11 protein-coding genes and 1 pseudogene are annotated in these 16,535 nt (G+C 43.6%); 4 read left to right on the top strand and 8 right to left on the bottom strand.

From position 1 onward, the window contains the following. Window positions 1-24 precede the first annotated feature (24 nt). The 6 genes and pseudogenes from cysC to tnpA form a co-directional block, all read right to left on the bottom strand. A complete protein-coding gene (gene cysC / locus NY07_RS17095; protein ID WP_033540577.1) occupies window positions 25-672 on the bottom strand; it encodes an adenylyl-sulfate kinase in 648 nt (215 codons plus the stop codon). Between the two features lie 63 nt (window positions 673-735). Next, entirely contained in the window at window positions 736-2,463 is a 1,728-nt protein-coding gene (locus NY07_RS17100) for an SLC13 family permease (RefSeq protein ID WP_033540578.1), read from the bottom strand. Window positions 2,464-2,544: 81 nt separating this feature from the next. Further along, window positions 2,545-3,954, bottom strand: a complete 1,410-nt coding sequence (gene cysN, locus NY07_RS17105; protein WP_033540579.1) for a sulfate adenylyltransferase subunit CysN — start codon at window positions 3,952-3,954, stop codon at window positions 2,545-2,547. A gap of 75 nt (window positions 3,955-4,029) precedes the next feature. Further along, window positions 4,030-4,935, bottom strand: coding sequence for a sulfate adenylyltransferase subunit CysD (gene cysD, locus NY07_RS17110; protein WP_033540580.1), 906 nt, complete (start codon window positions 4,933-4,935; stop codon window positions 4,030-4,032). Between the two features lie 380 nt (window positions 4,936-5,315). Continuing rightward, on the bottom strand, window positions 5,316-6,059 hold the full coding sequence (locus NY07_RS17115) for a phosphatase (protein ID WP_033540581.1): 744 nt from the start codon (window positions 6,057-6,059) through the stop codon (window positions 5,316-5,318). A gap of 791 nt (window positions 6,060-6,850) precedes the next feature. Then, a pseudogene (gene tnpA / locus NY07_RS18955) lies at window positions 6,851-7,231 on the bottom strand (IS200/IS605 family transposase). A 280-nt stretch (window positions 7,232-7,511) separates the two neighbouring features. Here tnpA and NY07_RS17125 point away from each other — a divergent pair. The 4 genes from NY07_RS17125 to NY07_RS17140 all read left to right on the top strand — a co-directional run bounded on the left by NY07_RS17125 (window position 7,512) and on the right by NY07_RS17140 (window position 14,054). After that, window positions 7,512-9,122 (top strand): hypothetical protein, encoded by a 1,611-nt coding sequence (locus NY07_RS17125; protein ID WP_033540582.1) that lies wholly within the window; start codon window positions 7,512-7,514, stop codon window positions 9,120-9,122. Then, window positions 9,115-12,036: a hypothetical protein gene (locus NY07_RS17130; RefSeq protein ID WP_033540583.1), complete on the top strand. Its 2,922-nt coding sequence runs from the start codon at window positions 9,115-9,117 to the stop codon at window positions 12,034-12,036. The genes NY07_RS17125 and NY07_RS17130 overlap by 8 nt, the downstream gene beginning before the upstream one ends. Before the next feature lie 10 nt (window positions 12,037-12,046). Next, window positions 12,047-13,549, top strand: a complete 1,503-nt coding sequence (locus tag NY07_RS17135) for a hypothetical protein (RefSeq protein WP_033540584.1) — start codon at window positions 12,047-12,049, stop codon at window positions 13,547-13,549. Window positions 13,550-13,643: 94 nt separating this feature from the next. Further along, on the top strand, window positions 13,644-14,054 hold the full coding sequence (locus tag NY07_RS17140; RefSeq protein WP_033540585.1) for a hypothetical protein: 411 nt from the start codon (window positions 13,644-13,646) through the stop codon (window positions 14,052-14,054). 888 nt (window positions 14,055-14,942) lie between these two features. On the opposite strand, the gene NY07_RS17145 is transcribed toward NY07_RS17140, so the two are convergent. Beyond that, window positions 14,943-16,178 (bottom strand): type II toxin-antitoxin system HipA family toxin, encoded by a 1,236-nt coding sequence (locus tag NY07_RS17145; RefSeq protein ID WP_033540586.1) that lies wholly within the window; start codon window positions 16,176-16,178, stop codon window positions 14,943-14,945. Next, window positions 16,171-16,446 (bottom strand): hypothetical protein, encoded by a 276-nt coding sequence (locus NY07_RS17150; protein ID WP_033540587.1) that lies wholly within the window; start codon window positions 16,444-16,446, stop codon window positions 16,171-16,173. Before NY07_RS17150 ends, NY07_RS17145 begins: the two co-directional genes overlap by 8 nt. Window positions 16,447-16,535 lie beyond the last annotated feature (89 nt).

Genomic DNA, 16,535 nt, shown 5'->3' on the forward strand with positions numbered 1-16,535 from the left:
TCTTGGTTAATCGGTATTAGGACGCTATAGCCCTGTAGCAACCGCGCTAAGCAGCCCCTGCTGGGCTAGATAATCCACTACCTGCTCGGCGCACTGCTGCACCGATTGCTCAGCAGTGTTGACATGCACCTCTGGCGAACCGGGCGCCTCGTAGGCTGAGTCTATGCCGGTAAAGTGCTTTATCTCCCCTGCTCGGGCCTTTTTGTAGAGCCCTTTAGGATCGCGCTGCTCACAGACATCAAGCGGCGTATCGATGAAGATCTCGATAAACTGCCCCGCGCCCAGCAGGTCACGCACCATCTTGCGATCGGCGCTAAAAGGCGAGATAAAGGCGGTTGAGACCAACAAGCCAGCATCGACAAATAACTTAGCCACTTCACCGATACGGCGAATATTCTCAACCCTGTCCTCGTCAGAAAAACCCAAGTCGCCATTAAGGCCGTGACGCACATTGTCACCGTCGAGCACATAGGTCTTACAGCCTTTGTCATGCAGCAGACGATCAACCGCATTGGCGATAGTCGACTTTCCCGACCCACTCAGACCAGTAAACCAAAGCACGGCACCTTTATGACCATTGGCCTGCGTACGCTCATCATGAGACACGCTGGCCTGGTGCCACTGGACATCGCTGGATTTCACATTTACATCGACTGTCTTATAGGGGGACATCGGCTTTCCTTAAAAATCAATTTTTACTGCTAGGCAGTGAGTTAAGACTGAGCAAACCCAGGACTAAAATGGGAAAAACACAGGCACGGCTAACAAAACAATCGCGCCATAGGCCAAACTCACAGGGACACCTACTTTCACAAAGTCAATCAGGCGATAACGCCCGGCGTTATAGACCATGAGATTAGTCTGATAACCGTAAGGGCTGATGAAGCTACCGCTCGCCGCAAAGGCCACCGTCATCACGAAGGGCAGAAAATCGACTCCAAAGCCTAAGGCGATACTGTAGGCGATGGGAAACATCAAGGCCGCCGCCGCGTTATTGGTAACAAGCTCAGTCATCAGCCAGGTGGCCAGATAGACCAACAATAGCGCCAGCATCAAATGATCGCTATCTGCGCGACTCTCTACCCAGTTTGCAACTAACTCTGCCACACCGCTATTAACCAGCGCGTGAGAGAGCAAGATGGCCGAAGCCACCACCAGCCAGATATCCACAGGGAAGCGGCGCACCACCTCATTGACATTGAGGCACTGACTGAAGATCAACACGCCCAGCAGTAATAACATGCCTTGTAGCATCTCGACCACGCCAGTGGCGGCAAGGGTCAAGGTCAACACAAAGCCGCCGATGGAGATCCAGGCTTTCTTGCCATTAATGCGGGTCTCAGGCTCAACGCCGCTAATCACGATAAAGTTCTTGCTGATGTTGTGGCGGGTAAGGAAGTCCTTACCGACCGCCAGCACTAAAAAGTCACCGGCTTTAATCTGCACCTCGCCGAGCTTACCGGAGATCTCTTCGCCATCACGTCGAATGGCCACCGCAGCGGCGTCAAACAGGGCACGAAAGCCTGCCTTCTTCATGGTCTTGCCCACCAGCACACTTTCCTGTTTCACCACCACTTCGGTGAGGTTAGTGTCGAGCAGACCATTCTTCTCGGCAAACATCTCAAGGCCTGAGAACTGACTGAGCTGCATCACCTTAGTGATATCGCCGCTGAAGATTAGTCTGTCGTCGAGTTGCAGTACCTCGGTGGGCGTGACCGGACTGATAAGGCGCCCATTTCGCACCACCTCAACTAAGAACAGCGATTCGAGATGTCTCAGACCATTATCTTCTACCGAGCGGCCGATGAGCTCTGAGCCCTCGACCACCTTGGCGTCGATGAAATAGCCTTTAGAGCAGGTCTCCTGATGGGCGATATCCGGCAGCCAGCGTGACACCAAACGCAGTACCAGGCCGCAGCCCACAACCAGCAAGGCACCTATCGCAGTAAAGGAGAAGAAAGAGAGCGACTGACCTGATGCATCAATCACCATACTGTTGACGATTAAGTTGGTCGAGGTACCGACCAGGGTCAGTGTGCCCCCCAGAATTGCCGCATAAGAAAGCGGTAGTAATAACTTACTTGCCACATGATGGGGGTTATTGCGGATCGGCGACAACAAGGTGGCCACCACAGCTGTATTGTTAAGCAAGGCAGAGCTCAGCGCCGTCATGCCAAACAGACGCAGCCAGGTGGTGCGATAACCGCTCACAATCACCTTAGAGGCGATGACCCGCAATAGCCGGGTCTTCTCCAGCGCAAAAGAGCAGAGGATCAAGAGCACCAAGGTCACCAAACCAGGGTTCGACATACTGGAGAGTAGCTGCTCTTTAGTCACCAGGTTAAACGCCACCAACACCAGCAGGGTCACGCCAAATACCAGCGCCGGCCGGTTTTGAAAGCGCACCAAGCCCGCGATAGTCGCGACAAAGATGGCGATGGTGAGATAAGCGTTAAATGTCATAGTGTCCTAATGTCATAGTGTCCTATCTTAATCCGGCAACATGCTGCTGCACTAATGCGAGCAGCATCGGTTTAGATCCGCTTATGCCTTGGAGATATCCTTAACACCCCAGTGCGGGAAATGCTTACGCACTAAGGCGTTCATCTCAAGCTCGAAGGCGGAGATCTCACGTTGCTTGCCCTTACCTGCATCGATCGCCTTGCGGATCATCCCCGCGCCCACAGTCACATTGGTGAGCCTGTCGATGATGATAAAGGCGCCCGTTGCACGATTGTCGTCGTAGGCATCAAACTGCACCGGCTCGGTGACCGAGAAGTGACAGTTGCCCATCTCGTTCAGCGCCAGTTGCTGGGTGCTATGCTGGGTCAGGTGATTGATATCCACCTTGTAATTAATGGCATCGGCATAGCCGTATACCGCCTTACTACCTAGCTTAAGCGCATACTCTCGGTCGACACACAGGGGTTCTTCGGTCATCCACACCACATCGGCCTCAAAATGAGTGGTCGAATTGGGTTTATCGTGAGGACGCACCAACATGTCACCGCGGCTGATATCTATCTCGTCGGTAAGCGTAAGGGTTACCGCCTGCCCCGCCACCGCTTTTTCCAGCTCGCCATCGAAGGTCACGATAGATTTGATGCGGCTCTCTTTGCCTGATGGCAAGGCGGCAATTGTATCGCCGACACGGATCTCGCCCGACGCCACCGTGCCGCAGAAGCCTCTAAAGTCGAGGTTTGGACGATTGACATATTGCACCTGGAAACGGAATGAGTCGCTTTTGTCCTGCTCCACAGAAACTGTATTGAGCAGTTTAATCAGCGTTGAGCCCGGGTACCAGGTCATGTTCTCGCTTTCGTTCACCACATTGTCGCCCTTAAGCGCCGAGATCGGCACGAAGCGCACGTCGGTAAAGGCGAGATCTTTGGCAAACTCTCGGTAAGCCTTCTTAATCCCCTGATAGATACCTTGGTCATAGCCGACGGCGTCCATCTTATTGATGGCAATGATCACATGCTTAATGCCCAGCTGTGAACAGATATAGCTGTGACGACGGGTCTGTACCTGCACCCCGTGACGGGCGTCGATTAAAATAATCGCCAGATCAGAGGTTGAGGCACCTGTTGCCATGTTGCGGGTATACTGCTCGTGGCCTGGGGTGTCGGCAATGATGAATTTACGCTGCTCGGTGGCAAAATAGCGGTAGGCCACATCGATAGTGATCCCCTGCTCTCGCTCTGACTGCAAACCATCAACCAGCAAGGCCAAATCGAAGGCCTCATCTGTGGTGTTAAAACGCTTGGAATCTTTCTCGATGGCCGCCATCTGATCTTCGAAGATCATCTTGCTATCGAACAACAAGCGTCCGATCAGGGTCGACTTACCATCGTCCACGCTGCCACAGGTCAAGATACGCAACATATCTTTGTTTTCGTGAAGCTTTAGGTAACCTTCGATGTCAGTCTGCAATAATGTGTTTTCAGTAGTCATGGTGTTTCTCGTATTCGTTATCTGCTGCGTACCTGGCCTATGGGCCGTCGATGCTTAAAACCTCAAAGCCTTGAGTTAGAAGTAACCTTCCATCTTCTTCTTTTCCATCGAGCCGGCGGAGTCATTATCGATCACCCGTCCTTGACGCTCTGAGGTAGTACACAACAACATCTCCTGAATAATTTCCGGCAACGTGGTTGCCTGAGACTCGACGGCGCCCGTCAGCGGATAACAGCCCAAGGTTCTAAAACGCACCATCTTATGTTCTGCGGTTTCACCGGATTCAAGCTCCATGCGATCATCGTCGACCATGATTAACGTCCCATCGCGCTTCACCACAGGACGCGGCTCGGCAAGATAAAGCGATGGGATCTCAATATTTTCCAAATAGATGTATTGCCAGATGTCCAGCTCGGTCCAGTTAGACAGCGGGAATACACGGATACTCTCGCCCTTATCGACCTTACCGTTGTAGATATTCCACAACTCTGGGCGCTGGTTTTTAGGATCCCAGCGGTGCTTGCTGTCACGAAACGAGTAGACGCGCTCCTTAGCACGAGATTTCTCTTCATCGCGGCGCGCGCCACCAAAAGCGGCATCGAAACCGTGCATATCTAGTGCCTGCTTAAGCGCTTGTGTCTTCATGATATCCGTGTGTTTGGCGCTACCATGGGTAAAGGGCGAGATATTCATCTCCAGGCCACGAGGATTCTTATGCACGATAAGGTCGAAACCATGCTGCTTAGCCATGCGATCGCGAAACTCAATCATCTCCCTGAACTTCCAGTTGGTATCGACATGTAATAAAGGAAACGGAATTTTGCCAGGATAAAATGCCTTACGCGCCAGATGCAGCAACACCGAGGAGTCTTTGCCTACGGAATATAGCATCACGGGATTCTCAAACTCTGCGGCAACTTCACGCATGATCTGAATCGATTCTGCCTCGAGTTGTTTAAGGTGGGTTTGCTGTGTCGACATATGGCTTTCCGTTTTATTCCAATGTTATCAATTTGCTATTAACCGATACGCCAACCTACTCTACATTTCATTCAACATAAAATCTAAGCATGGTTAACCAAAATTCGGCATATAACAGGATAATACCAGCACGGAGCTCTTTTAGAAGTTATAAATATTAATTTATTTATACCAAAAAGAAATAACAAGTAATCGAAGGGAAGATGGAGTGTAGTGGAGGTGGTTGCTACCTGGATGTCGAAAAAGTGAGAGCTTGAGTAGTTGAGCGTGGCGCTTGGAACGTGGAGTTTCGGTCGGCAGCCTCACTTAACCTTAAGTGATAGCGCAGTTGTTCTTTTACTCATGACGAGACTATTCCTCATTAATTGAAGCATCCTCCCTTAAACAATCCCCGCGTATTCATCCAGCCCTTTATGACCTCTTGCCGTTAAGAAGTCTAGCAGCGCTTTGGGACTACGATTCAAGATCCGCTCAATCGGAAAATCAACGGCTTGAATCAACTCGATAGCTTTCTCGAAATCACCCAAACTGAAGGCCACGTGGGAGTCTGAGCCAAGAACCAAATTGCCTCCAGCCTCTTTTACTGCCTGGGCAATCGCGGTGCAGTTTTTCAAGCTACCTTTTCGTGACGTCAAAAATGAGGAGTTGTTGATCTCAAGGGCAACATTGTGGGTTGCCGCCGCTTTGGCAACAGCTTGGATATCGATGGGATAAGCAGGATTACCCGGATGGCTAATGATGTCTACATTGCCACTTTCAATGCAATTGACTAATGCTTGAGTGTGGGCAGCTTGAGTGGATGGTGGAAAAACGGGCTCATGAAACCCGGCTAGCACGATATCTAGTTCATCAAGGTAGTCACCAAAGAAATCAATATCACCATCTTCATTTTTAATATTGGCTTCAATGCCTCTCAGCACACCGATACCGTTGATAATCCGAGGCAATACACGCATGTTGACGAAATGCCAAAAGTGGGGCGCATCAGCCATATCTGGGCCATGGTCAGTGATAGCAAACAGCTTAATGCTCTTCTCTTTTGCCACAGCTAGGTAATCATGGACCGTACTATAGGCATGGGTTGAAGCAATGGTATGGGCATGAACATCAACAAGGAACTTCATCGGCGATTCCGTTAGCATGAGGCCAGGTTAGAGAAGAATGACAATAGAGAGACTAGTCTACTCATTTCAACTGCATTACTCCATAACGCAGCACTCAGAAACCGCAGCACTCAGAATGAAACCGATTGGCCTGCTCTATCTCTTCAGCGTTCAAAAGAGTTGATGAATTAAACAATCAGTTTGTCCCAATGACTAAATAGTTAGTGCCTATTGCCATTAAAAAGACGTTGTATGTTTTTATATCTAAATAAGGATAATGAAATAATCGCTAGTAATCATTATTTAATGAACTAAGAATGCAGCTTAATTTGGCTGTTCATGCGCTGCGAAATTGAATTCGCACATGGTTAGATAGGGATCCTGCGAAATGTGATGAAAATGCTAAAGCTTCTTGATTATTACTTCTGTCTTAATTTCCATCACACCGAAAAAACATTGAACGACACCACTTTGATCGCTAGCCTTTCTTCTTCGTGCTAGCGAAGTAACTCACTGCAACAATGAATAACGTGGCTAGCGTAAATGCTACTAACGAACACAATATGAATGTTTCAGGTGACATAATGCCGCTCCCCATGTTAATCCCACTATCCATTATAACAAAAGCCGCCTACTTTCGGAATCGCATAACATCTTTGACTGGCAACAAGCAAGGCCCATCCGCTGGGACGACGCTATAGTAATGCTCTTTTATCTTGTTACTCCTACACATCTATATGCTTAGGCGTAAATTCGAGTTTATCAGATCAAGCGTAAAACCCCACACTTCTAGGGCGGGGATGAAAGCGCCGCTAACTTTGCTGCTCTTCAATGTACTTACGCACGATTTCGATAGGCGCGCCGCCACAACTACCAGCGAATATAGCTCGCAGACCATAGTGCGCCATTAAAGTATCTGTTTTGGATTTCGGGATGGTGGAGTTTTAGCTTTCGGCTACCCACTCCTTTCAGGCTATTACCAACTTGGATAACGCTACTTTTGGCGGGTATTCAACAAGTAAATGGACATGATCACCATCACCATTAAACTCAACAAGCTTCGCCTCAAAATCCCGACAAACGCTACTGAAAATACCACAGAGAGTGTCGTGCATGTAAGGCTCAATGACATTGCGCCGATACTTTGTCACAAACACCAAGTGTGCGTGCAAATTTGATACACAGTAATCCATTTGTTGTTAGCTCTTCGCTCTAGTCCCCTTTCTGTCATTTCGGGTGATTACCTATCAAAATCACTGACTTTTCATCATACAACCCCCATTCAACAAAAAAACGATAAAAATTTCAGCTGTAAATCATTGTTTTATCATTATAAAAAATAGCGTGCTCATTTTAGTCATTGAACTGTGATGTGTTCTTTTTATTTGAGCGTAATGTTTCTTCACGCAGACGATCGAAAGCACAGAGTCGATCAGACATTTATTGTTTAAGTTAGAGAAGTTGAGAAACCTGATGGGAAGATTACAAGCGAACGCTAAGCAGAATAGAAAGCTAAATGCGGGTGGTGTCATGCTAGACCGACTCAGCACTAACACAGCTCTCATTAAAGTATTTCACCAAGCGAACAAACTGAGTCAATCTACAAAATCAGCCGAATTATTAGTTGTCTTTTTATATCTTTGGCTTACACAAAAGCTAGATGATTTTTTAAAGCTTGATGATGAAGAAATAGCTACAGCAGATAGCATCCCAGATTGCTATAGAGTCAGAAGCAGTGATGAATGCAAAGCACATCGATTCAAAAATCAGAAATTTGAGGATGGAAAGTCCTGGACATATTATGCACGTGAAATCACCACTAAAGATGGCAATACAATATTCGAATGGCAGCCGATCCCGAACAGTTTAATTCATATTTTTAAACCATTCGTTAGCAGTCAAAACTATGACAAAGCGTGGTTAACTGAAGTTGAAAAACAGCAGTTGTTCAATCTAATTCACCAAAAATGGCGTAAACCCGCAGAGATTGAACACTTTCCGTCAGTAAAAAAACAGCAGTTTCTTCAGTACATTACTCTCTGTATTCGTGTTGATAACGAACTGTCGAGTTTAACGAAATCGCTTTTACTCCCGGCCAATAAGCTACATCATCGACATGCTGCGGCTTACTTGCAAAAAAATAGTGAACAAGTTCGAGCAGAAATATTTCACGGGCAAGATCGTTATCTCAGCCGATTATTTACTTTCGCAAATGACCTGGGATTGAGCAAACTACTGACTTTGAGATTCTCATCGAGCGCTAAAGCAAGCAAGACTAAACTCCCCGATATTTCTCTGCTTAACGATAACGCAAGAAGAAATATTCCCGCAGATATTACAAACTCAAGGGTCGGTGTGAGTTTTCATAATAAGTTGATCGGTGAAGAACTAGAAAAACATATCGATGAGTCAATAAAATACGGTAGTGAGAGAATCTTGCCAGAAAGCGAAATTGTTGCAATATTTCGCAATCTTCACGACGAAATAATTTCATCTAAGCCAACTAGAAAAATAAATGATTCAGCATTAATCGATTATCACAATCTGTGCGCTAATCATGTCGCACTGCTATTTATATTGCTCACAGGTACACGTCCGACACATGCGGTCTCTATCAATAAACAATCACATTATGATTATTGTCGAGCAACTATTAAAGATAAAGGGGTCATACGTGAAACTACAATTTGTGATTATCTCAGACAACAAATTCTTTATTATTTGACGCTTCAGCAAAAGCTCATTTCTCAACTCAAACTATCAAGCGTACTCCCTTGGAGCTGGCATCTATACGATGAAAGCGGTCAAGCAGTAGCGATAACAGCAAAATCACTTCGACAGTTTTTACATCAGCGAGCCCCAGGTGTCGTCCCGTATGTGTTACGTCATCAGTTTGCACAAAGTGCAGCTACAAGCATCATTCCAAAGCTCACGACGCATCAAATCGACCGTCTAATGGGTCACTCAGAATACGGTGAACGGCTCGGCAGTGATCATGTATTTCCAGCGAGCAGAGAACAACAAGCCTTATTTTTAAACAGCTTGCCGACACGATATGGTCTGAAGGAGTTGAAATATGTCTAATATATTCAACCAATTAAAAGCTAACGAAATATACGAATTTCATCAACGTCATGACTCATCTGATGCAGATATAGAATCGGTCAAATGGGTGATCAAAAACTGGCCGGAAACAGCAGTCAATGCAACTGCACTTATCATTTCTGATGAAAAAGTTGCTAATATATCAGCAACTCAGAAACGTGAGTTCACGATTCAAGATTTACAAGCGATAAACAAAGTTATTCGCATTGTTCCTACAGGAAAGCAAAGACAATACAAAAATGCTTTAGAAGCAATAGTTACTTATCTTAAAGAAATATTACAATGGCAGATCCCGCAAGTAGAAAAGCTCCCGTGGCCAGATCCTGATTTAGTCTGGTATCAACGCATCACAGCTAATGCAAATGATGCATATAAACTACACACTGAATATGAAAAATACAAAGCTCAGTTCTTTAAACAACGATTTGAAATAACTGCTGAATTCGTTGCATTAGCTATTTCGCTTGAAATTGCGCCGCTATCGATTGTCCATCTTATTAACATTATTAATGATAAAGACAGCATCCAGCAGATTGAAGCTCAGATCTACTTAAATGTTAAGCATCTCGTGAAACAGCCAAATAACGAGCAACAACAATCAAGTCGTTATCACCTACCATTATTTGTTTATCAATTGCTCTCTGAGTATCAATCATACTCACATAAACAACAAACTGAAAAGCGGCTACTTAAATCACTAACAAATTTATTAACTTCATTTGAAATATCAAGTAATTCAAGCCGCCTTAATCAACATCTTTTTCAAGCAGTGTGGCACTATCGCGATCATATTGTTCCATCGCAACTCAAAGATATTAGTTACCCCGAGCGACACGTCGCAAATCCAATCATCTATGTTGACGATAAGACAAAGAAACAACTGCTGAGCAAAATCTATAACATTGATTATGACAAAAAGGCATTCACAGCAAGTACAAAACCTGCAGAAAATAACAAATGGCCCCATCGTAAGCTATTAAAAAGACCCGATAACATTCATTCGTTATATGAAGAAACACGTTGGCCGCTAGATAATATTTTGCCGACAATGCTCTATCGATACACGCTAGAGCGCATTGTGTACGGCGGAGTAAGAAAATCTAATCTAGCAGACAGCACAATCGAGAAGTATTGCAATATTCAATCGAAATTTGCTGAAAGACTTAGCTATGACCGAGCTATCGATCAGGAGCAGCTTCAACTCTGGGCCCATACCATTTATAACAGTTTAGAGACTGAAACAGAGCAACTCATCATGCTCTATTTTTTTCGCTTCATGCGCCAGCAATCAATCACAGATCATTTAAATTTAAGCGAGTTTGAGTCACCTTTATGCCCGCCAAGTGTCGATCCGTTTCGCATTTCGCTTGAACAACTGCATGAAATCGTCTCAGCATTACTCACACAAAAAAATGGGCATCTATTACAACGTCTCTTTTGTGCTGTAGCTGTTATTGTTTGTTATTTTGCAATGCTACGCCGCAGCGAGCTACTGCATCTACGTTTAAAAGATGTATTTGTTGATCCATCGAATCCAAATCTATTTCGGCTATACCTCGGCAAAACTAAAAGTGGGCATTCGCGTGTTGTATATACAGTCATCCCCGAAGAATTTGCTGTTCTCGTCAGAATTATCATTAAAAACAAAGCGCTTTGTGAACCCTATGAACCGCTGATCGGTTTCACTGATGAGCCAAACTACTCACGTCAGCTGCATTATTTACTACCGGTAACAAAGGCTATAAAGGCTATTTGCGGCTCCAGCGCGAGATTTCATCACCTTAGGCATAGCGGTATTCATCTGTTTACGTTGCAAGCTTTTCATCTTGCATATGAACAACCCGCTCGACAGACCACCAATAGTGCGCATTTACAACGCTTACTCGATGAAGAGGCGCTTACAGCTCGGTTCGAATACTGGCTAGAAGAACAACCCTTCACTCTTCGCAATGATGCCATTTTGATAGATGAAATTATTCGCCAAATAGGACATGAAAATTACGCGACAACGCGCTGGTCCTATTTACACGACATTGACTGGTTATACCCATTTTATCGAGCTGGCAACGGCGAGCTGCAGCCGAGAAAGTTCTCTCATAGCGAACTTCGTTATTTACTCGGATTAGCAAATGACTCAAATGATCTCTCACGTCAACTTGCTTTGATCAGTGAAGTTTACAAAGCAAAAGATACTCAACAGAAACGCGATGAGCAAATAATACTTACTGAATCAACATTACGACAGCATCTATTTAAAACAGCAAAAAGTAGCGCAATTCAGCACTGCGACATCAATACAAATCTATCATCATTTACACAAGATACGATCAAATATTATCAGCAATGGCTTGGCTACATTGAAAAATTTCCATTCGATTTTTTACGCTATCTCTTTCTCGAAATGCGTAAAGCTAAAGAAGTCAACTGGCCGCTCTTAAGTCAAATTTGGCATTACTCAGGTAAACATCAGTATTCAGAGATAAACAAAACACAAATCACTGCACTACGCAATTTGCCTGAGATCCAACTAAGCAATGAGACCCAAACTGCTTTGACAATTACGTTAGCGTGTAATGTTAAAAATGCACGACATTTCACGGCGGTGTTTCGACAGCAACAATGGAAATGGCTAACGCCAAGCTTTTCCCTAACTGTAAATCGAAAAACAAAAGTCGACCGTTTAGTTAGCAGTCTGAAACAGCATTTTGCTAGATCAACTGAATCAATCTCAGTGCACAGACAACCACTCGGCCAAAGTGCATTGACGATCACTCTCACACCAAAACTACGCGAAACAAAACTCAATCCACACAAACGGCATACAGGCTTAACTGATCTGCGGTTTGTTATTCAACAAACACAGCATTATCTAACACACTTTCAAAAAAAGTAGGAATACTATTATGGCAAAACTAATTATACCTTCAGATAAATCCCCTCTATTTCTCAGTATGATAAATGCGCTAGACAAGCGTCACGCTGATGCTTGTATCAGCGTATTTATTGACAAAGATAACAATCAAGTGACACTTATCGGTGGTGCGCCAGGAGAATATGCGCAAATCGATATCGAATTGGATAAAGGTCACGGTCTAAAAACCGATGAGTTTTCAATTCATCTTGATTTTTTCATGTGTATGAAAGAACAAAAACAAGAGTTTCATGCGTTATCAAGTCAACACATTTTTCAACTCAACTTTAAAAGCGGAAAATACAATAATATCGAGTATTGCTTATTACTCAAAGAAGACAAAAAATTCGATGAATCGATTCATTTTCCGATGTCGCGGTTTGATTTAGATCCTACTTATAAAAAGCATATTGAATATCGTAAAGCAAATACACAACGTGCTTATCATGAGATTAACAAGCGATCGATAGTCGGCATTATCAGCTCAGCAAATGCACTGATACCTTACGATTTCCTCGAATATACAAAAGGTTCTAAAGAGGTCCGCTATCAAAAAAACGGTGAGGTCACAACCAAGCTATTACCAGATAACATTAACTTACCATGCTCTTTACCATTAACCGAAGCTGCAGCTAAAACACTAACAAGTCTTTATAATAGTTCTGGCACTGGCAAAGTTGAATTTAGCTTAGAAGGTGAGCTACTCACGTTTAAAACGAATCAACACATTCAAAGTGTAAATCTCATAGGTCTTGAATCATTTAGAAAGAAAGCACTTAATAATGAGTCATTACTCTTTGAATTTTCATCAAATATGTTTGATTTCAAACAACTAAATCGCATGATCTTAAAAGAGACTAGCGTCAGAGCAATTAATACAGCGATGTTATTATTTACTGACAATAGACTATTCGCATGTATTCTGCCTGGCCGACGTGAGTTCATTCGAGAAGTTAACGCCAATCACTTTAAGAGTACTAATGCACTGTTATTTTCATATTCGCCAAGAGCACTCAACGATATACATATGAAAATTAATGAAAAAGGTGGGGATATCAGGATTACATTAACACAAAATAAAAGCGGTGAACTGAAGCTGAACTTTTATAATAAATCGGAGGATCGTCTCCCCTTCGACAGTCTTGGATTAAAATCAGAACAATCACAGTTAGCAGCTTACTTAAAATTGAAAAACGACTATCTCAATACTTACGACAGCCGTTACATCATTCAGCCATCCGGCCAAGTTGAGCTCGACTTGGATGTTCAGCAACCTACTGAAGATATCGACGTAATAGATGTATCGGTTAATAACGATAAATATGCAATGCCAGAAACTGTTGAGACAAAAGATGAATTAGAAAGAAATTGTGTTACTTCATCAAAAATTCAACCTCGGTTGCCGCAACAGCAGAGTAATAACCTCTCAAAAAACGTGACGAATAACTGTGACGAATTAGCGAAGCAAGATGAGTACGGATTCGGCGATGATTAAAGCGCCTTCAATGCTCCATCTTGCACATAAAAAGCCGAAATTGTTAATGATAAAATCATTAAATTAGGTTCAAAAAACGCTCATTGAGCGTTTTTTGTTTCATGCCCTACTCTATGTCAATGAAGACTACGTCATGCTTGCCAGTTTAGTTGAAGATACCGGTAGTAACCGTTTTATCCGTACTAAGCATATCGGATGTGACAAGCCCATGTTATACAGTATCAATCTAAGCCAGCTGACTAAGGTGAAGATCAAAGATATTACCAGTGCTGACCACATGAAAATCGCGGCACTTGTGAATGGTCAAGGTGATCTAAAGCTGGTTTTTTATAACAACCGAGATAATACTGCTCCGTGTCAAAGTGTCACTGATATCGAATACGCCTCCCCCCAAATGGATCTGGTACAGCAATCAAAAAACAAGTTAGAAATAAAGTTAAAACAGAAAGATGCAGCTGGCGATGAAGATAGCCAAAGTGATATGTTTGGCTTTGGGGATGTGTAACAATGTACTTTTTTAATCGCTTACCATATGAGCAGTGAGTGAAATAGTGCTGCGGCTAGTTCAGAAAGGACATGAACGTTCACAATCCCAAAAATATTCTGGCGCAAATAGATAGCAGCAGTCATTTCAACTGGAAATACTGCGCTTACCATGGAGGTATGAAAGATCACTAAGTCATGAAGTTCTCCGGCAACCATAGGGGGATCAGCAATCACCGTAGACTAGCGGCGATAGGGATATGAACGGTCACAGTGCCAATTAATACGGTAAAATCAGTGGGTAGCATCAACAACATTTCATTTCAAAAAATTACCAGCATAGGGCAATTAAACAGTGACACTTCACGTCTCATTCCGTAAGGCAAAGGCCAGTTGATGTTCTCTTAAATAACAAGAAAATGTAATTTTGGCGTAAGAATCACTTTCTTGTTATGGTGCGCACGCCAGAATAATAAACAACTGATTATTAAGTGGTTTTTATTTTCAGACAATGACAAGAAAATGATCGCAAAGCATCTGACTCTCTATCATGAATTCCAACTTAATGGCTTAATTACAATAACTTAAAAGATATCCACGCTCGTAATGGGAATGAATTGAAGACCATTTTCATGTTCAAGTATGCCAAAAAGATGATCTCTTATTACCAAATTTATGATCTGAAAGGGTAGTCAGTTGTTTGCATAGATAAAAGATACACGTCAACCACATATCTCGTTAAGGTTACAGGGGATATGAGCAATCACGGTGATATGGCTGTGTTAGCTATCGCAGCCCTAGATTAAGTCACTGGATCAGGGGAAGATTACCAAAGCTGTAGACGTTTTCTTGATTAGTAAATGCTAAATATAGTGGTACTGAGATCTAGCTTATTGCACCAAAATTAATGCTATCGAAGGCTATTCCACTTTTCTGTCATATGGTTATCAATACTCGTCAGTAATTGATTAGGGATCCCCAAATTTTTTGCTTCTTGAGCAAAACTTCTACTCTGTTGATAGATCTCTTCTAGCATCTCTCGTAATGGTTTATCACTTGAGTAGCCTGCGTGCCCAGCCAGTATATTGAGTGCTTGCTTTGGTGACCTGCCGTTGCCATTAAAAGATGTCATATGTTCTTTGTATGGTGAAGGGCTGTAAACAATGTCGTAAAACGGAGATAGTTGCCACTGATCATCATCGTCAGCTAAAAAGGCAAAATTTTTAGAGTGATCATCTTGGTTAACGGTAATAAAATTGAACAAAGCGCGTTTAACGAGCTTTCTCGCTTCTCCTACACCACAAAGCATTCGAGTGGCCTTAACGAGATCGACATAATCTAATGATGGCTCCCTAAAAGGGGCGTCCAATAAACCGCAAGCAGAGATCATGTGACGCTTGCCCTTAGGAGTACAATCAAATCTAGTTTGCTGTAGCCACATTCGTCCTTCCCCAGCTTCAATCAATTCAAATTTAGGTGTATCAATGCCCAGATCACTGGCCATCTGCATATAAGCGTATTCCACCAAGCTTTCTGAATGTTTTAAATCGAATTTTTCAGAGGTTAATTTCACAATCAGTTTTTCACCAATCGCATTATCGTGTGTCGAAAACTGTCCATCACTGGTTTTAGTGACATTGAGTTTAGGGCGAGCACCGCCGGAACCTGCCACATTCATAAGCTGCTCAATCAATCTCGATTCTGTGCCCTCAAACTCTTTAACCGCCTCTTGCCCTAACGTTATTAGCTCAACATCCCTAGAATCAGACTCCAGTAAATCTATCTCAGGTTCATAGGACAATGCGCCAAGGCATCGATCACCAATATAAGCCAACCGTTGTAATGCGGTGATAAGTTGTGGATTGTGACCATTTTGCCTGAAAACGCGATCCATAAGGTGTAAGCCCCACCCATCTGGAAGACTGTCACCGAACACACCATGAATACCGTAATGGGGTTGCTTCGGGGCTTTTTGCAGTGTTAGATCTGCTTTAATATTAAAGGGGGCAATTGAAGCAGAATGTTGAGCTAAATAATGCTCGTCAAACTGAAAGTAGGTGCCAGTTCTATTTTCAGCCAGTGTGCCCACAAGCGCTTTAGATCCGTCGGAGAATGTTCTATGTACTCTTAGCGGCGTCTCAAGCATTTTTTAGCACCTCTTCAATGCTGGTTGGCTGGGCAATAGATGGTTTTGTCAAAGCACGGACTTTGTTCAAATCGCCAATAGCTTCATAGAGCATCAAAAACTGCCTCAGTGAAATATTCCCCGTGCTTTCAAACTTTCTAATCGTTCCATAGGGTACGCCTGAGCGAGTTGATAACGCTTCAACCGATAACCTCTTTAGTTTTCGAGATTGACTTATAAAGTCGCGTAACTCCATTTGAACATCAAAAGCGGTATAGAGATTAAGCATAAGAGCCTGCTACAATAGTGACAATATAGCTTTATATTAAACAATAACTGCTACTATAGTAGCACAAACTGTGTTTCCATACTATTACC

It is taken from the genome of Shewanella sp. ECSMB14101 (assembly GCF_000773485.1).
GTDB classification, from domain to species: domain Bacteria; phylum Pseudomonadota; class Gammaproteobacteria; order Enterobacterales; family Shewanellaceae; genus Shewanella; species Shewanella marisflavi.

What these genes read in the sequence shown, in the direction of transcription:
- NY07_RS17135 (WP_033540584.1), top strand. Translation starts at nt 12,047, where the DNA reads ATGGCAAAACTAATTATACCTTCAGATAAATCCCCTCTATTTCTCAGT.
- NY07_RS17115 (WP_033540581.1), bottom strand. Translation starts at nt 6,059, where the DNA reads ATGAAGTTCCTTGTTGATGTTCATGCCCATACCATTGCTTCAACCCAT.
- NY07_RS17130 (WP_033540583.1), top strand. Translation starts at nt 9,115, where the DNA reads ATGTCTAATATATTCAACCAATTAAAAGCTAACGAAATATACGAATTT.
- cysC (WP_033540577.1), bottom strand. Translation starts at nt 672, where the DNA reads ATGTCCCCCTATAAGACAGTCGATGTAAATGTGAAATCCAGCGATGTC.
- NY07_RS17100 (WP_033540578.1), bottom strand. Translation starts at nt 2,463, where the DNA reads ATGACATTTAACGCTTATCTCACCATCGCCATCTTTGTCGCGACTATC.
- NY07_RS17125 (WP_033540582.1), top strand. Translation starts at nt 7,512, where the DNA reads ATGGGAAGATTACAAGCGAACGCTAAGCAGAATAGAAAGCTAAATGCG.
- NY07_RS17150 (WP_033540587.1), bottom strand. Translation starts at nt 16,446, where the DNA reads ATGCTTAATCTCTATACCGCTTTTGATGTTCAAATGGAGTTACGCGAC.
- cysN (WP_033540579.1), bottom strand. Translation starts at nt 3,954, where the DNA reads ATGACTACTGAAAACACATTATTGCAGACTGACATCGAAGGTTACCTA.
- cysD (WP_033540580.1), bottom strand. Translation starts at nt 4,935, where the DNA reads ATGTCGACACAGCAAACCCACCTTAAACAACTCGAGGCAGAATCGATT.
- NY07_RS17145 (WP_033540586.1), bottom strand. Translation starts at nt 16,178, where the DNA reads ATGCTTGAGACGCCGCTAAGAGTACATAGAACATTCTCCGACGGATCT.